Below are 14770 nucleotides of genomic sequence, written 5' to 3' on the forward strand. Positions count from 1 at the left end.
AGGCTTCTTAAATGAATGTAAGTAATACAAGAACCAAACTTGATTCGTACAATCCTTACGTTATTTGAATTATGAGTTAGATTTAGATCTCGACATGATTCCTCTTTTAGTAATAACATAATTCTCTGGTAAGCAATTTATGCCCGGATGATTTTTGCAACGTGAAAAAAGCTCTTTTAAATCTCGTTGAAAATCACTACGTGGACGCTTTGGTTCTGCAATTCCCCATTTATCCATGCACTCTAGAATCAAAGATTGAGTCTCCGGGTATATCCTTGCAGTTTCAAGAAGACAGCCAACTGCCACTGAGCGGATAGGTTCCTCGTATGTTTTCTTAAGTTTACCTACACAGCTTGTAGTCATATGCCAAAGCCATACGTGGTAAGTTTGATTACTATCAGGGATAGGTGTATCAAAAAATCCCCTGCGAATGCATGCCCATAAAGCTAGTATACTATTATTAGTGAGAGTAGATGATTCGTGGTTATTAACATTTATGACAAGTGAACTTATATGATTGGATATATTAATGCCTCTTTCAGCCAATCTCCTCCATATACTACAAATGAACTCATTTGTCGGTATATCTTGTCTATAATAATTCGATAACATCAGTTCTACTACTTCCGGTGGCAACGAAACGTTTAACGAAATTAATCCATCCAACATTACAGCTGCCCAGTACTGAACATATCGTTCAGAATTTAACTTATCTCGTTCCTTCTTGTCAATATACAATAATCGTGCGATTTTCGTAACGTATGGTTGTAGATCAGCGTCCCTACTCAGACTTTCATAAGCCACTTCTAACAAATCAGCAATTAATTCAGGATTGTTCATTTGAGTGTAAACACCCTTATCATGCTTGTCATGACATAAGCTCTCAATATAGCTAACTATCCAATTTGTAGCTTTCGACGTTTCACCAGATGATAGTATAAAATCAGCAAGGCTACTCTTCATACTTTGGCGTTGTATAGATTCCCCAGAAACAAATTGCTGTAACTTATCCAAAATAATTTCATCTTTTAACATATCGAATACAGATCCCCCTTCACTAACCTTATCTCTAGCCTCTCCATCTCTACCCATTTTACCTTATTTTAGTAATTATTGATGGAACTTTTAAAACAATTTTAATAACCATCTATCTGATATACGATAGATGGTTATTATATTTTTAACTTTATACATTTATTATTTAACTATTAACAATCCTTTTTATATCCTCTACACTTACTGAAGTTGTTTCCGCTATGATTTCAACTGAAACACCTAAATTGAAAAAGTTTTGGATTAAATGAACTCTTTCTTGTTCTCTTTCTTTTTGATCAACCTCTAATAATTCTTGTAATAAATCTGTACTCATTGTAAACACTCCTCATAATTTTTTTAATAACAAAGCAAATCAACCATCTTCTCTGTTTTCTTAGAAATTTTTTTATAATAAAGAAAAGCTGATGGATAAAACCTCCATCAGCTTTTCTATTTCTTGCTATTCAATTAGAAGCTAACTGTCGCTGCTTCCTCTCCTGAATTAATCATTCGTTGTTCAATCTTTCCTAGCAGTTCCTTTATCTTACTTGAATAAAGTTTAACTGCTTTCGTAGATTGAGCATTCTTAAGCTCTTCTGTCCATTCTGCTAAATCTTCCTTTTCTTGATCATCTAGATAATCAAAAACTTCCTTTCGAGACATCGGGCTCACCTCAACTCAACTCACTTTATTTGGCCGTTACATAACCAAATCTCCTCATCTCTCTATTTCTATTTATACCAGATTACTCCTCTATTATTCCTTATTCTTTTTTTCCAGTTCGTTCAATTTCTTTGAAATAGACTGAAGCTCGTCAGTTTTTACTTGTTCCGTCGCCAAGCGATTGTGCAGCAGGAAAGCTTGCCCTGAAATCCCAGCAAGAATACTCACCTTAAGAATATCCATCATTGTTTCAGGGTTAAACATTGCAACACCAACGAGTGAAGCAATACTTCCTACAAACATCTCTCCCAAGAAACCCGGGTGAAATGCAAGCTTTTTCTTACGAGGCAACAAAAACTTTTTGTTTGTGATGTAATGACTAGCCAATCCTGAGACCATACCAGCCACAACTGACACAATTACTGTAACCAACATAATATGCACCCCTTTTCGAAAAACTTTTGACATTGCAGCAGCAGTTTCTATTTAATAATTAGTTGCTATGACACAGCATCACCCCTTTCAGGCAAAAACAAATAACCTTCCAGGAAAATGAATTGTTTACACAATGAAATAAAGTAACATAAAGTTCCTTTTTGTGTAATTTCATTAACCCGAAAGGTTATAAGTAGTTAGTGATATAAAAAAGAAAAAGAAAAAAATGCAACTAAATTATATCACAACGAGCCACTTTTATCTTTCAATTCAGAAAATTAATTTCATAATCTAACTTTCTGAAATTATCAAATTAAAATTACATAAATTTATTATCCTAGTTCCTGTGATTTCGCCTAAATTAGTATAATTTTTAAACGATTCAGGTCTCCTATAATCTGTAGCTGCGACTATTGATTCAATTTGAAAGTTCTATTCAATAATTCTTTAACTGAGAATGACTCTTTACGTATAAACTTTAGAACTTCCGCTAAATCAATAGGTACCATTGTAACAGCCACTTTTTTAATATTTTCTAAGTAGGGTAGATATATCCACCCCTCTTAGAAAATATTAAAGACAAGGAATTAATCCTTGTCTTTTTCATAACTACAGTTAAATTTTTCTTCATATTCAATTACCATAACCAAAAGCGGTTGGTCTTGTTCACGTTCCACGAACCCGCTTGGTGTTATTTTTTTAACTATTTTCTCGTAATTAGCACAATATTTCAAAAAGCCATTCACTTCTTCATCAATTCTTAATGCATCAGCAATAACAGTTCTAATTTGCAACATAATAAATCCCCCCCAAATATTTTTTTATTTTAAATATGTAATCTCAGAAATTCGAAATCCATCTATTTCTGGTACATATTTAAATTCCAGAATTAAATTGTTTTGTTTTACCAAAAACAGTCCTTTTTTTACTTTTGTAACAGTTCTTGGTTTTTCATAATTAAATAGACTTGATTTACTTATATAAGTAACTTTGTAATTCTTATTTGTACTAAAGTAGTGTGATATAAATTCATCAGCTAATTCTGCAGTAGTTACATGATCTCCTAAAAATATTTCTAGTTCTTTTTTGTTTTGATAAATGGTTAGGTGACCATCCCTATCAATATCATCAAATATTAATTTGAATTGCCCTCCTAAGTCATTAATCACATTTTGTGATAATTCATCTTCAAACAAATAATTGTATTGAATTTTTTGTTTCAAACCTTCTACTTTGATTGGAGTTAAGGCATCTGTTTGAGGTTCATCCTTTATAAAGGTGTTATAAAAAACAAACGTCATAGCTAAAACGCCTAACACTAAAAATAATATTTTAATCTTCATAAAATCTTCTTCCTTTCACAATGTGATGTTCTCCAAAAAACGCAAAAAAGCCCTTTTCGGAGTTATATTTAAAAAGAAAGTAAAAGTAAGAAACTTAAACTATCTTTGAAAATCGAAACCCCGAAAGGGCTATAGTAGTTATAGATATAAAAAAATTGAAATTAAAAAAAGTTACACTTAATTTTAACAAATTACAGCTATAAAAACAATAATTATCAGAATATTTAATCTATTAATTCTATGTTATGATAAATATTATAAACCTTTAGAATGGAGTTTGATCTTAAATTGAAAAAGCGCCTAATTTCTGTTTTTCCAATATTAATATTTATTATTGGCGTTGCCTTACTTTTACTAAGACAGTTCGTTTTTTTTTCATATAAGGTTTCTGGAGTTTCTATGGAAAACTCTTTATTTAATAATGACAAGGTTTTAATTAATCACTTCACTCGTTCAATAGAAGATCTGCAAAGATTTGATATAGTTGTTGTTAATTCCCCGCTAGAAAGCACTTCAAATAATAAAACCATTATAAAAAGAGTAATTGGTTTACCTGGAGATACAATAGAATATAAATCACAGCAGCTTTATATAAATGGACTTGTGGTAAAAGATCTATACTCAAAAGGTATAACAGTTGATTTTTCATTAAAAAGTATTTACGGTTTCGATAGGGTTCCGAATGATACAATTTTTGTATTAGGAGATAATCGTGAAGAAAGCTTAGACAGTAGATTTAAAGAAATAGGATTTATATCTTTGAATGATATTGAAGGTAAGTTAATTTTACGCTATAAACCATTAAATAAATTTATGAAATTTTAATACAATTAATTAAACATATAAAAAAGGTCCAACTGTAGGACAGTCGGACCTTTTTACAATATGATTTTGACTAGTTAAGTTCGACTGATAAAAAAACTTATAGATGAACCTTCTAAAATCTACGCTATTATAAATTTCCGCTAAAATCTTATTTAGCTACATCATTAGAATTTGATGCAAGTAATCCATTATCCTGCTCTTTAGAAGTTGTTCCTGCAGTTTTCTGTTCTGGCTTTTGTTCTGGTTTCTGCTCTGGTTTTTCTTTCTCAAGAACTACCACATTTACTGTTTCAGTTGAGCTATTTCCTACCTTATCGGTTGCCGTTACTTGAACTGATATTGTGCCTGGCTTACTTGTATCATACGCTCCTACTGTTACTACTGGATTTGGATCTTTATTATCTTTTACACTCACTAAACTTCCTGGACTTAATTTATCTCCCACATGTACGGTTACAACTTGTTTCGCTGTTATTACTGGTGCTTCCGTATCCTTCTCCTCTTCCTTTTCTACTACTTTTACTGTTACCGTTACAGTTGAGCTGTTACCCGCATTATCAGTTGCCGTTACTTGAATTGATATTGTACCTGGTTTACTTGTATCGTACACTCCCACTGTTACCACTGGGTTTGGATCTTTATTATCTTTTACTTCTACTAAATCACCTGCATTTAAGCTATCTCCTACATGTACAGTTACATCTTGTTTTGCTGTAATTACTGGTGCTTCTGTATCTTTTTCCTCTTCTTTTTCTACTACGTTAACAGTTACTGTTGTACTTGAGCTATTTCCTGATGCATCTGTTGCCATTACTGTTACTTGAATTTCTCCTGCCTTACTTGTATCATACGCTCCCACTGTTACTACTGGGTTTGGATCTTTATTATCTCTTACCTCTACCAAATCTCCTGCATTTAAGCTATCTCCTACATGTACAGTTACACCTTGTTTCGATGTAATTACTGGTGCTTCTGTATCCTTTTCTTCTTCTTTCTTGACTACGTTGACAGTTACTGTTGTACTTGAGCTATTTCCTGATGCATCTGTTGCCGTTACTGTTACTTGAATTTCCCCTGCCTTACTTGTATCGTACGCTCCCATTGTTACCACTGGGTTTGGATCTTTATTATCTTTTACTTCTACTAAATCTCCTGCGCTTAAGCTATCTCCTACATATACAGTTATACCTTGCTTTGCTGTAATTACTGGTGCCACTGTATCCTTTTCTGGTTTTGTTGTACCACCATCATTACCATCTCCGCCTGTTGGTGGTTTTGTACCGCCTCCACCATCGTTACCATCTCCGCTCGTTGGTGGTTTTGTGCTACCTCTATTATTACCTTCACCACCAGTTAGCGGTTTCACTTCCCCGCCATTTGTGTCACCAGAAGTTGGTGGTTTTTTATCATTATTAATTAGAGGTATTGAGTTATCTGCAATAGCTACACCGTCATTAATATTTTGATCGCCACCAAATACAAAGTTCTTACTATCCTTATTATCCGAGACAGAAGGATTGTTTGTTGCTGATACTATTGAATTATTTACATCAGAAAAACGATTACTTGATTTATTACCGTCAATAACTGAAGCTAGGTTTCGATCTGAATTTATAGCGGCGGTTGCAATTGAATCTGTTAAGTCATCAAATTTCTTTTTGGTTTTGTTATTTTCAATGATACCGGCTAAATTTTGATCAGAGCTACGTTTTGCATTATCAATGATTTCATCAAAATCATTAGTATTTAGATTTTCATTCGTTTCATTCTTACTTTCATCTTTCTTCTCATCTTTTTTCTTTTCTTTTTCACTATCCTTTTTCTTTTTAGATACTGATGCTGTTTTAGTGCTCTTTTTTTCAGAAGAAAACAGCGAGCAGCCTGTAACTACCCCAACACTTAAGGTAGTTACAGTAGTCGTAAGTAACACTTTCTTTAAAATTTTCGAATAATCTAAAGGCACAATCAATTCCTCCTCATTACCTAACCTGCACTTATAGTTGCTACAGAAGTAGCAGAACTATTAGGTGTAGAATTATTAATTTTTTCGAGTAAATCCTTATTTCCAACCTTTTGAGCAAATTTTTTAGCTTCCTCAGATTTATTTAATTTCAAATAACTATTAACAATAATTCCTTCTCTTCTGCCATCTAGTGGCACTTGATCTCTTAAATTGATAACTTCTTCATGTTTGTTATCTAATGCAGCAATTTCAAAATTAATTAGTGGATTTTTTGTTTTTAATTCTTTTACTTTTTTCAAATTATCTACAGCTATATAATATGAAACTACTGATTCTGCAAAATCTTGTTCTAAGTCAATTGCTTTTTGTGCTTTACCGCTTAATAGATACGTAAATAAAACTGCCTTTTTATCTTCTTTTCCTAACTTTTTATAATCGACTTTATCAAATTCCAAGGCAGCATCTTGATATTTTTGAACTGCAGATAATCTTAACCCATTTATTAAATTCGCATTAACTTCTAAACTATTTACATTATTTGCAGATGCAGCCTGTGAATTTTTCATATTGCTAAAGGCAAAACCTGCTACTACTAATAAAACAATTGATGCGATTCCTATAATAGCGTACTTTAATTTTTTCATATTATTTAAGATTCCTTTTTTATCGATTGCGACTTTCTCTTCTTGTTCAAATTTAGGTTCATTTGGTAGATTTCTTTCATTATTTAAATTAATTTCATCACTATCGGGCTCCCTTTTCACCACAGCTATTTTTTGTCTCTTTTGTGCTTCTTTTATTTTCTTTTCTTCCTCTAATCTTCTTTTTCTTACTTCTTCAAGTTTTTTCTCTTCTTCCTTCCGTCGTGCTTCTGCTTCTTTTCTTGCTTCTTCTTCGGCCCTTCTACGCGTTTCCGCTTCTGCTCGTTTTCTTGCTTCTTCTTCGGTCTTTTTACGTGCTTCCACTTCTTCACGTTTTCTTGCTTCTTCTTCGGCCTTTCTACGTGCTTCCACTTCTTCACGTTCCCTTGCTTCTTCCTCTGCTTCTCTACGCGCTTCCACTTCTTCACGTTTTCTTGCTTCTTCTTCGGCCTTTTTACGTACTTCCACTTCTTCACGTTTTCTTGCTTCTTCTTCGGCCTTTCTACGTGCTTCCACTTCTTCACGTTTTCTTGCTTCTTCCTCTGCTTTTCTACGCGCTTCTGCTCCTGCTTGTTTTCTTGCTTCTTCTTCGGCCTTTCTACGTGCTTCTTCTTCACGTTCCCGTGCTTCTTCTATTTTTAAATCATTTTCAGAAGTGCCTGCCTGTTTTTGAATTGTAGTGATCCAAGCAAGAGCTGGGTTACTATTTGAAGGTTCATTTTTTGGTAAATTTACATTTACACTTTCTTCACGTTGGTTCCGCGGCTGTTCTGAATGCTCTTGTTGTATTTGCTCATTTATTGGATCTTTGTAGACATCCTCATATTGTTCTTCTTCCTCTGCTAGTAATCGCTCACGTCGTTCTTTTTCTTGTCTAATTCTTTCTTTAATTACGTTTCTTTTTCTATTATTTTGCATAAAACAGCAACAGCCTCCTTTCTATCAGTACCTCATTAATGAGAGTAATTAAATTATTCATCCTTCATAATTAATCATTAGATATTTCCACAAAAAAACTAAGGAAAATTAGTGATAATATTATTTTTTAAGCATGATAAATTAAAAAAGGATAAATGGTCTGCACCCATTTATCCTTCTTTTTACTTTACATCTATTGAATTCATAGTACATGTTCTCCTCTTAATGCATCACTTTGTTTCAAATTTTAGATAAAAAAAGATACTACACACTTACTGCATTGAATATTCAGGGATATATGAGTTTATATTTTTACACCATATTAAGTTCATCCATAACTTTCAACTTTTCATGTAGTAGATTAAAAATTTCATCTTTATAGTCACATTTCTTCAATTTTTTAATTGCTTCTTCCTTTATTTGTGACACTCTTTCAGTTGTTATCATAAGTGCTTTTGCAATTTCTTTATGCAAATACACTTTACCATCTAAAAGACCAAAACATAGATTTAGTACCATCTTTTGTTTTGGGTTTAATACTTCATCAAATATTAACCATATCTCGTAATTTAAGTCTTCAATTACCATCTCATTTATTGAAGGAATTGCTGATTTATCATCATGGGATGAATTTGATATACCTATATCTTCATTTATTGTATCTATATCCAAAGTCATAGTAGTAGCTCGCTTATAATATACGTTGTGCCTAATGACTATTTCGCTAGTTACATCTAACTCTTTTACAACTTCCTCCACCGAAGGGGGTCTGTTGTACATTTGTAAATATTTATCTTCTAATTCGACATATTTTAAATTAAATTGATTCACATAGTTAGGTATTTTAAAAGGTCCCGACCTTTTTTTACATATAATTCCTAACATCCTTTTTTGTATCCACCAAAAAGCGTATGTGGAAAAGCAATAGCCTAAAGCTGGATTAAAATCTTCCATTGCCCGTAACATTCCCTCATTTCCTTCTTGAACCAGATCATCAAACTCTATATCAGGGTGCTTATTTTTGTACTTTCTTGCAATAGATAATACTAACCCTACATTCACATGAAACAAATAATCACGTAGCTCCTTTTCACCATGTTTGTACCGCTGAAATAAATTTAAACTTTCTTGTTTTGAAAGTACCTGATAATTTCCTATTTCCTTAATTTCAAAAGTGTTACCTTCTGGATAAGCCATTGGCTTAATACTTCTTGCAGTAGAACCTTGTGTTATAGTTTTATTTAATGACTCATCGCGATTCAAGCTGCTATATGATTGATTCATACTTATTCCTCCCTTCTCATTTTTAACGAATTGTTTCTAAAAACATCTTTGTCTCCTTTTGTACGTTACTAATCAACTTACAGTTCCTTGCGCATGTATTGGCAACTTCTTTATGTGCTTTCGTTTTTCTCAATTCTATATAAATATCGCATCCTTTGCAGATGCTACTAATACCTTCCATTATTTCTAATTGTCTTCTTCTTTCATATAAAAACTGCTCTTTTGTTTTCTTCTCGCTTACTCGTCTCCCCATTTGTTTCACCTCGTATACATAAATAGTATTATTTAGTACTTAAAAACTACTATCGGTATTACATAGATACGAAACTTCTCCTTCAAAACTCTTCCAAATTTCTCCTGTATGTATATGATATAGGATTATAACAAAATGTAAAATAAATTATTCTAAAAATTCCAAAAATTACCAGGATATTAAAATATCCATCATTTCCTTATGATTAAACTAATTATATATACAATTTAAACCCTGATGACTATCAAGAATACGTATAAAACAATGGATGTATTGTATTCTTCTATACAATACATCCTTCGATTTTATAAAACCCACTCATTCTAGTTATGGTATAGAAAAGTACTGAATCATTTCTACCCCTTATTAATATATATCTTAATTCACTTCAATTAAAATAGCGTTTATCTCACTTTCTCTATTGCTGGAATATAATCGTTTAGCAGTAAATCATCTAGACCCTTTCCAAGATTAATATCCCAACTTGCATAATTAATACTTATCCCTTCTTGATAAAGCGCTTGCGCACATTCTAATAACGACCGCTGAACATCTGAATTTGTAATCATATCCATATCTAAAGCGAACGTCGCCTGTCTAACTCCCATTTTTTTCAATGGTTCAATTAATATTCTCCATACTTTAACCCCTGGTATTGATACAACTGTGGTACCATACAATACTTTTTCCTCATTTGTTAGAAGCTCGTCTAAATTTTCTGCAGCAATATCAGACTTTAGAGCGCCTTCTGAAATCCATACATTATCCTTTTTTATTAGTTCTCCACGTTCCAAACTTTTCAACTCTCGACTAGGTACTGCTACATGTATTGGCAATGGGTTCCCAGCTCCTGTTCCATGGAATTTCCCACCTGAACTGATCCAAATATATTTACTTTCTAACTTTAATTGTACTTCACCTAATTTTTCACCTTCATAATTAGTTTCATACCATTCTTTAACATCGATTTTAGCTTTAAATATAGACTCTATCTTCCCATTGATTTTATAGGTCACCTCTATAACATTGGGTTGCTCAATAACTTCTGCCTTAAAGCTTGGTTTATGATTTTTTACAACTGTCATATATTCAGGATTATCAATTCTACATTGAAAACCGCATATCTGATTATATATATTTCTCTGCGGTATTAATAAAGAATCTCTCCTTCCTGCAAACGTAAAATATCTTCCATCCTTTGTTTCTTTTGCATAAAATCCTGGAATTCCAACAATATAGCTTGTTTTCCCTCCTACTTTTTTTATTAGCTCTTTCGTAGTATCCCAAGGTTTAATAGGAAAACTTTTGTAATTTCTAACATTTATTACTTCACTTGTAACCCTATGTTTCGATCCCATTAACATTTTAATATGTTCATCTCGCATGTCTAAAAATTCTAGGAATAAAGTATAAATAATATCAAGGTTGTAATCATTTTTCTTCCTATGTTCCTTAATCATCTGATTTTGAGAAAAGTCATATCCCCTTTTTTGATCTTCAGCTATTATATGTAAATAGCCTGCTTCCCCCAATACTGTTTCAGATGAAATTCGTCCACATATTATTTTAGTTTCAGAATCATTAACCATGCACCATCCTTGCTTACCACATATAGGGCACGTTGTTCTATAATATTCAAACCACCTCTCATTACTCCCCTTATTCATGCTTCTCACTGGCCTTAATATTCTACTTGCTGCTAACTTTTCAATTGACATCACATATCTCCTTTCCCCTTGAGCAAATAAAAAAGCCCTTTGGAATACGGAGGTTAAATACCACACAAACGTGTAATTTAATCCGTAACCCGAAGGGCTTCATGTAATCACTAGAAATTAAAAAAATTAACAAGTTATAATAAGAATATACTAAAAATTCTTTATTTAATCTAGAGGTTAATTATAATATTATTAAACTCCCACTATAATTATACATGGGCATCTTACTGCTTAACCCCTTTTGGACCTTTTGAAGCGAGAACTTCTTCGGAATTAAATACTATTTTAGCAATCTATATTTACTAAGCTATAAGGAGCCTCCTTATTAACCGTCCACTAATGTTTTTCTGCTAACTTTTTTTGGTACAGTATACTCTCTACTAACCAATTAATTGCGCTATTAAGGGCACCGTTGTTAACCGTAATCATTTTCTTGTAAACAAGCATCATAAGATTATATTTTGTTCAAATTTAATTAATCCTACTCAAAAACACTTTAGAATACGGACTATAAAACAGTCATATAATTATCAATCTCATGTTGATACCAACAGAAAATCAACACATCTCACCCGCATTTGACATTGACATATCAGCTGAGATTAACATGTCAAATGAAGCGCACCAACTTTATCGTTAGTATCCACCGGTTAACATTAACATAACATTAACAAGCAGCTACTTATCAAAAACGTTTGTACCTATCTAAACTTCAAAATCTATATTAGATGAACATTAATCCACTCCAACTGATTGTACGGAAATAAGTTAATTAATAAACTACCTTTGCAAATGTTTAAATGCTAGTACGACATAAAAAAAGAAACACCATGAAACTATCAATCTCATGTCGATACCAATGAAAAGAGAAATGGTTTTCAATCTCTTATTTGTTATTAACATGTTAACTGAGATTAACATGTTAATTGATTATTTTCTTTTGTTATCAATATCATTTTGAATAAGATTGACATAACATTGACAATAAGATTTCAAAAAAGAAGAATCGTTTATAGCTTTCAAGATTTCAAAATCAATATCGATTGAATTTTTTCTTCTTCGGCAATTTTCTTGAAGTGAATTTAGTGATGATCTATCCTAGAAAATGTCTCGACACCATTAAAACATAGTTGAAAATTTAATTGGGATAATAAATGATGACAGCATTTTACCCTTTATTTATCATTGACATTTAGTCTAAAAACAACACATAGAAAGGAATACTGTTTATATTGTTAATCTCATATCAACAATTTGTGTTTAACATTAATATGACATTAACAATTAAGTAGTTAAAATACACATAAATACAGATCTTAGGTCTTCGAGATTTGTATTAGTTATAAATTTATCTACCACAACAGATTTCTATCGAAAAACCAAAAAAACACTTTAATAGAACTATAATTTTGGTTAGAAGCTAACAAGAAATCCATACAATTGATGGTTTCTTATTAGTGACATCAAACATTTATCATTAACATGTAACTTGAGATTAACATGTTAAGCGCTCGTATTCTTTTGTTATCGATATTATTCTAATTGATGTTAATAAGACATTAACAATAAGGTATCAAAAGCGAAAGCGTTTATGGATTTCGAGATTTCAAAATCTATATCGGTGAAAATTTTCTTCTGTGGAGGTTTACTCGAAACAAATTTAGTGATGATCTATCCTAAAAGATGTTTTCACACTATCAAAACATAGTTAAAATTTAATCGCAATGACATATAGTCTAAAAGCAAAACGTAAAGAGACATGCTATTGAATTATTAATGTTATATCAAAAATTTGCATTTAACATTAATATGACATTGACAATTAAATAGTAGAAATGCACATAGAAGCAGATTTCGGGTTTTTAAAATCCACATTAGTTAAAAATTTTATCTACTACAACAGATTTCTATTAAAAAACAAAAAGGAAAACACCCTAAAAGAACTATAATTGTGGATAGACATTAACAAGGGATCCATACAATTGATCGTTTCTTATTAATAACACACGAAAATTAACAGTTTTCTCTTTTTTTATCATTGATATATAACCTGAGATTAACATGTTAATAGGGCTAGTTATTAATTAATGGTAGTTTCATATCAACTATTGTTGATTAATATTGACATAACATTAACAATTTATGATTCTAAAGTTGAGAATATACATACAGATAGAGTTTTAGATTCTACATCTATTAAAGGACTTTTTTCTATAGTAAAATTCACTGCATTAACTGCGGAAGATATCATTCTTGAAAACATTTTAATAGTAATAAAAAATAATGAATCGCTTTTTATTACTTACGATTTAAAAATAGCAATTGTATAAATCAATTTTGATTATATAGAGATCACTTGTAAAGGGTGATACCCCTTAAAAAAGTAAGTTTATATTAAACCACATAAAAATACTTCAATAACCTATAATAGCCTTTACGTGCATTCTAAAGACCTACTGAAACCAATTAGCTATACAGTTCTTGGTTTTCTACTACCGGGTATCATAAATTATAATAAATATAGGCCTTTATTTACTATTAGTATGGACTTTTCTCTTTAGATTTATACATGCTTTTTAGCTTTTAAGTCTTTAAGTTTAATGCTATATCCTCATAATTTATTTACAAATCACTAATATTTTCTTATCATTAGTATATTGTAGACTAATTTGTTAATTTCATAGCAACAATAATCATTAATAACTAACGGATTATTAATAGGACATTAACAATAGTTAATTCAAAATCCTGATTTATCAACTTTATGTTAACAAGTGATACTTTATATATCAATGACACATTTCATGTGAATGTCAATTAATAAAGGTATTGAGGTTTATATCGTCGAAAGACACTTAACATGTTAATCTCACTTTATATGTTAATTACATTTTGCTATGGCCATTATATTTATATTTCAAGGAGGTATAACGATGATTGAACAAGATAACAAAAATACAAATGAACATATGGAGTCCAATAATACAAACTCTAGTCATGAAGATACTTTTGAAAAAGCTTGGCGAATAACAGAGTTTTCAAAACTAGTAGGCCGACATCATAACACTGTATACAATTGGTTCAATATCCTAGAGGAAAAGGGGTTACACGGAACATTAAGAACCAATAATACAAATGAAAAGCTATATAATACACTGGATTTAGACATAGCTTTATTTATCAAGCTAAAGAGGGATGAAAAGTGGTCGCTAGATGCAATTATTGAGCTTTTACCACATCAATTTGAACTAAGACCAGTTTCTCCAGAAAATCAAACCAGTGAAGTCTCAAGCCAATTAAACATGCAGGAAGCTGCAGCGACTATTGAAAAAATAGTAGAGCAAAAGATTCAAATACATTTACAAAACATTGAATTAGAGTATCAAGGAAAGTTTGAAGAGGCTATACGTGCAGTGCTACCTGAACCAGAAGACCCTGAAAAGTTAAAAGAGCGCCAAAGACAAGAAAGACTAGATAATATAATTATTCAACATAGAGCGCGTACAGAGTTAAGAAAACAAGCTGAAAACGAGTGGAATACACAGCCGGAAGAAACTCGTATAAAAAAAGTTGGTTGGTTTAAAAAAGAGGAAGATCTTGCGAGAAAACAACTTTTCATAGAAAACTATATTGATGAGAACATGATTGAATACATGAAAAATGTAATGAAAATAGAAAAATAAGCCTGGAAG

At 31.5% G+C, this 14770-nt stretch carries 13 protein-coding genes; 2 read left to right on the forward strand and 11 right to left on the reverse strand.

What is annotated here, in order from left to right; translation table 11 throughout:
- Positions 1-69: 69 nt before the first annotated feature.
- From ACTFRY_RS28095 to ACTFRY_RS28120, 6 genes are all read right to left on the reverse strand, one after another.
- A complete protein-coding gene (locus ACTFRY_RS28095; RefSeq protein WP_086392582.1) occupies positions 70-1035 on the reverse strand; it encodes a hypothetical protein in 966 nt (321 codons plus the stop codon).
- A 166-nt stretch (positions 1036-1201) separates the two neighbouring features.
- Positions 1202-1369, reverse strand: coding sequence for a hypothetical protein (locus ACTFRY_RS28100; protein WP_176545910.1), 168 nt, complete (start codon positions 1367-1369; stop codon positions 1202-1204).
- Between the two features lie 134 nt (positions 1370-1503).
- Positions 1504-1698 (reverse strand): hypothetical protein, encoded by a 195-nt coding sequence (locus ACTFRY_RS28105; protein WP_000087400.1) that lies wholly within the window; start codon positions 1696-1698, stop codon positions 1504-1506.
- Positions 1699-1791: 93 nt separating this feature from the next.
- Positions 1792-2133, reverse strand: coding sequence for a DUF4257 domain-containing protein (locus ACTFRY_RS28110; RefSeq protein ID WP_086392561.1), 342 nt, complete (start codon positions 2131-2133; stop codon positions 1792-1794).
- Positions 2134-2720: 587 nt separating this feature from the next.
- A complete protein-coding gene (locus ACTFRY_RS28115) occupies positions 2721-2930 on the reverse strand; it encodes a hypothetical protein (RefSeq protein WP_098617054.1) in 210 nt (69 codons plus the stop codon).
- 24 nt (positions 2931-2954) lie between these two features.
- On the reverse strand, positions 2955-3476 hold the full coding sequence (locus ACTFRY_RS28120) for a peptide ABC transporter ATP-binding protein (RefSeq protein WP_086392563.1): 522 nt from the start codon (positions 3474-3476) through the stop codon (positions 2955-2957).
- A 270-nt stretch (positions 3477-3746) separates the two neighbouring features.
- On the opposite strand from ACTFRY_RS28120, the gene lepB reads away from it, so the two are divergent.
- Positions 3747-4301 (forward strand): signal peptidase I, encoded by a 555-nt coding sequence (gene lepB, locus ACTFRY_RS28125; RefSeq protein WP_098617055.1) that lies wholly within the window; start codon positions 3747-3749, stop codon positions 4299-4301.
- A 148-nt stretch (positions 4302-4449) separates the two neighbouring features.
- Here lepB and ACTFRY_RS28130 read toward each other — a convergent pair whose 3' ends face one another.
- From ACTFRY_RS28130 to ACTFRY_RS28150, 5 genes are all read right to left on the reverse strand, one after another.
- Positions 4450-6264, reverse strand: coding sequence for an adhesin (locus ACTFRY_RS28130; protein WP_098617056.1), 1815 nt, complete (start codon positions 6262-6264; stop codon positions 4450-4452).
- 20 nt (positions 6265-6284) lie between these two features.
- Positions 6285-7823: a hypothetical protein gene (locus ACTFRY_RS28135; RefSeq protein WP_098617057.1), complete on the reverse strand. Its 1539-nt coding sequence runs from the start codon at positions 7821-7823 to the stop codon at positions 6285-6287.
- 312 nt (positions 7824-8135) lie between these two features.
- A complete protein-coding gene (locus tag ACTFRY_RS28140; RefSeq protein ID WP_098617058.1) occupies positions 8136-9107 on the reverse strand; it encodes a sigma-70 family RNA polymerase sigma factor in 972 nt (323 codons plus the stop codon).
- A gap of 22 nt (positions 9108-9129) precedes the next feature.
- A complete protein-coding gene (locus tag ACTFRY_RS28145; RefSeq protein WP_000533697.1) occupies positions 9130-9360 on the reverse strand; it encodes a hypothetical protein in 231 nt (76 codons plus the stop codon).
- Between the two features lie 404 nt (positions 9361-9764).
- The gene (locus ACTFRY_RS28150) at positions 9765-11078 is read right to left on the reverse strand and encodes a DUF3854 domain-containing protein (protein ID WP_098617059.1); all 1314 of its coding nucleotides are present in this window, start codon (positions 11076-11078) and stop codon (positions 9765-9767) included.
- 2933 nt (positions 11079-14011) lie between these two features.
- On the opposite strand from ACTFRY_RS28150, the gene ACTFRY_RS28155 reads away from it, so the two are divergent.
- The gene (locus ACTFRY_RS28155; RefSeq protein WP_098617060.1) at positions 14012-14761 is read left to right on the forward strand and encodes a MerR family transcriptional regulator; all 750 of its coding nucleotides are present in this window, start codon (positions 14012-14014) and stop codon (positions 14759-14761) included.
- Positions 14762-14770: the final 9 nt, after the last annotated feature.

The sequence above is a fragment of the Bacillus cereus group sp. MYBK195-1 genome, assembly GCF_051916605.1.
GTDB classification, from domain to species: Bacteria; Bacillota; Bacilli; order Bacillales; family Bacillaceae_G; genus Bacillus_A; species Bacillus_A cereus.

Excerpts from the sequence above, each read along its gene's own strand:
- ACTFRY_RS28115 (WP_098617054.1), bottom strand. The coding sequence starts at position 2,930 with ATGTTGCAAATTAGAACTGTTATTGCTGATGCATTAAGAATTGATGAA.
- ACTFRY_RS28135 (WP_098617057.1), bottom strand. The coding sequence starts at position 7,823 with ATGCAAAATAATAGAAAAAGAAACGTAATTAAAGAAAGAATTAGACAA.
- ACTFRY_RS28145 (WP_000533697.1), bottom strand. The coding sequence starts at position 9,360 with ATGGGGAGACGAGTAAGCGAGAAGAAAACAAAAGAGCAGTTTTTATAT.
- ACTFRY_RS28110 (WP_086392561.1), bottom strand. The coding sequence starts at position 2,133 with ATGTTGGTTACAGTAATTGTGTCAGTTGTGGCTGGTATGGTCTCAGGA.
- ACTFRY_RS28100 (WP_176545910.1), bottom strand. The coding sequence starts at position 1,369 with ATGAGTACAGATTTATTACAAGAATTATTAGAGGTTGATCAAAAAGAA.
- ACTFRY_RS28105 (WP_000087400.1), bottom strand. The coding sequence starts at position 1,698 with ATGTCTCGAAAGGAAGTTTTTGATTATCTAGATGATCAAGAAAAGGAA.
- ACTFRY_RS28140 (WP_098617058.1), bottom strand. The coding sequence starts at position 9,107 with ATGAATCAATCATATAGCAGCTTGAATCGCGATGAGTCATTAAATAAA.
- ACTFRY_RS28150 (WP_098617059.1), bottom strand. The coding sequence starts at position 11,078 with ATGTCAATTGAAAAGTTAGCAGCAAGTAGAATATTAAGGCCAGTGAGA.
- ACTFRY_RS28095 (WP_086392582.1), bottom strand. The coding sequence starts at position 1,035 with ATGTTAAAAGATGAAATTATTTTGGATAAGTTACAGCAATTTGTTTCT.
- ACTFRY_RS28120 (WP_086392563.1), bottom strand. The coding sequence starts at position 3,476 with ATGAAGATTAAAATATTATTTTTAGTGTTAGGCGTTTTAGCTATGACG.
- lepB (WP_098617055.1), top strand. The coding sequence starts at position 3,747 with ATGGAGTTTGATCTTAAATTGAAAAAGCGCCTAATTTCTGTTTTTCCA.
- ACTFRY_RS28155 (WP_098617060.1), top strand. The coding sequence starts at position 14,012 with ATGATTGAACAAGATAACAAAAATACAAATGAACATATGGAGTCCAAT.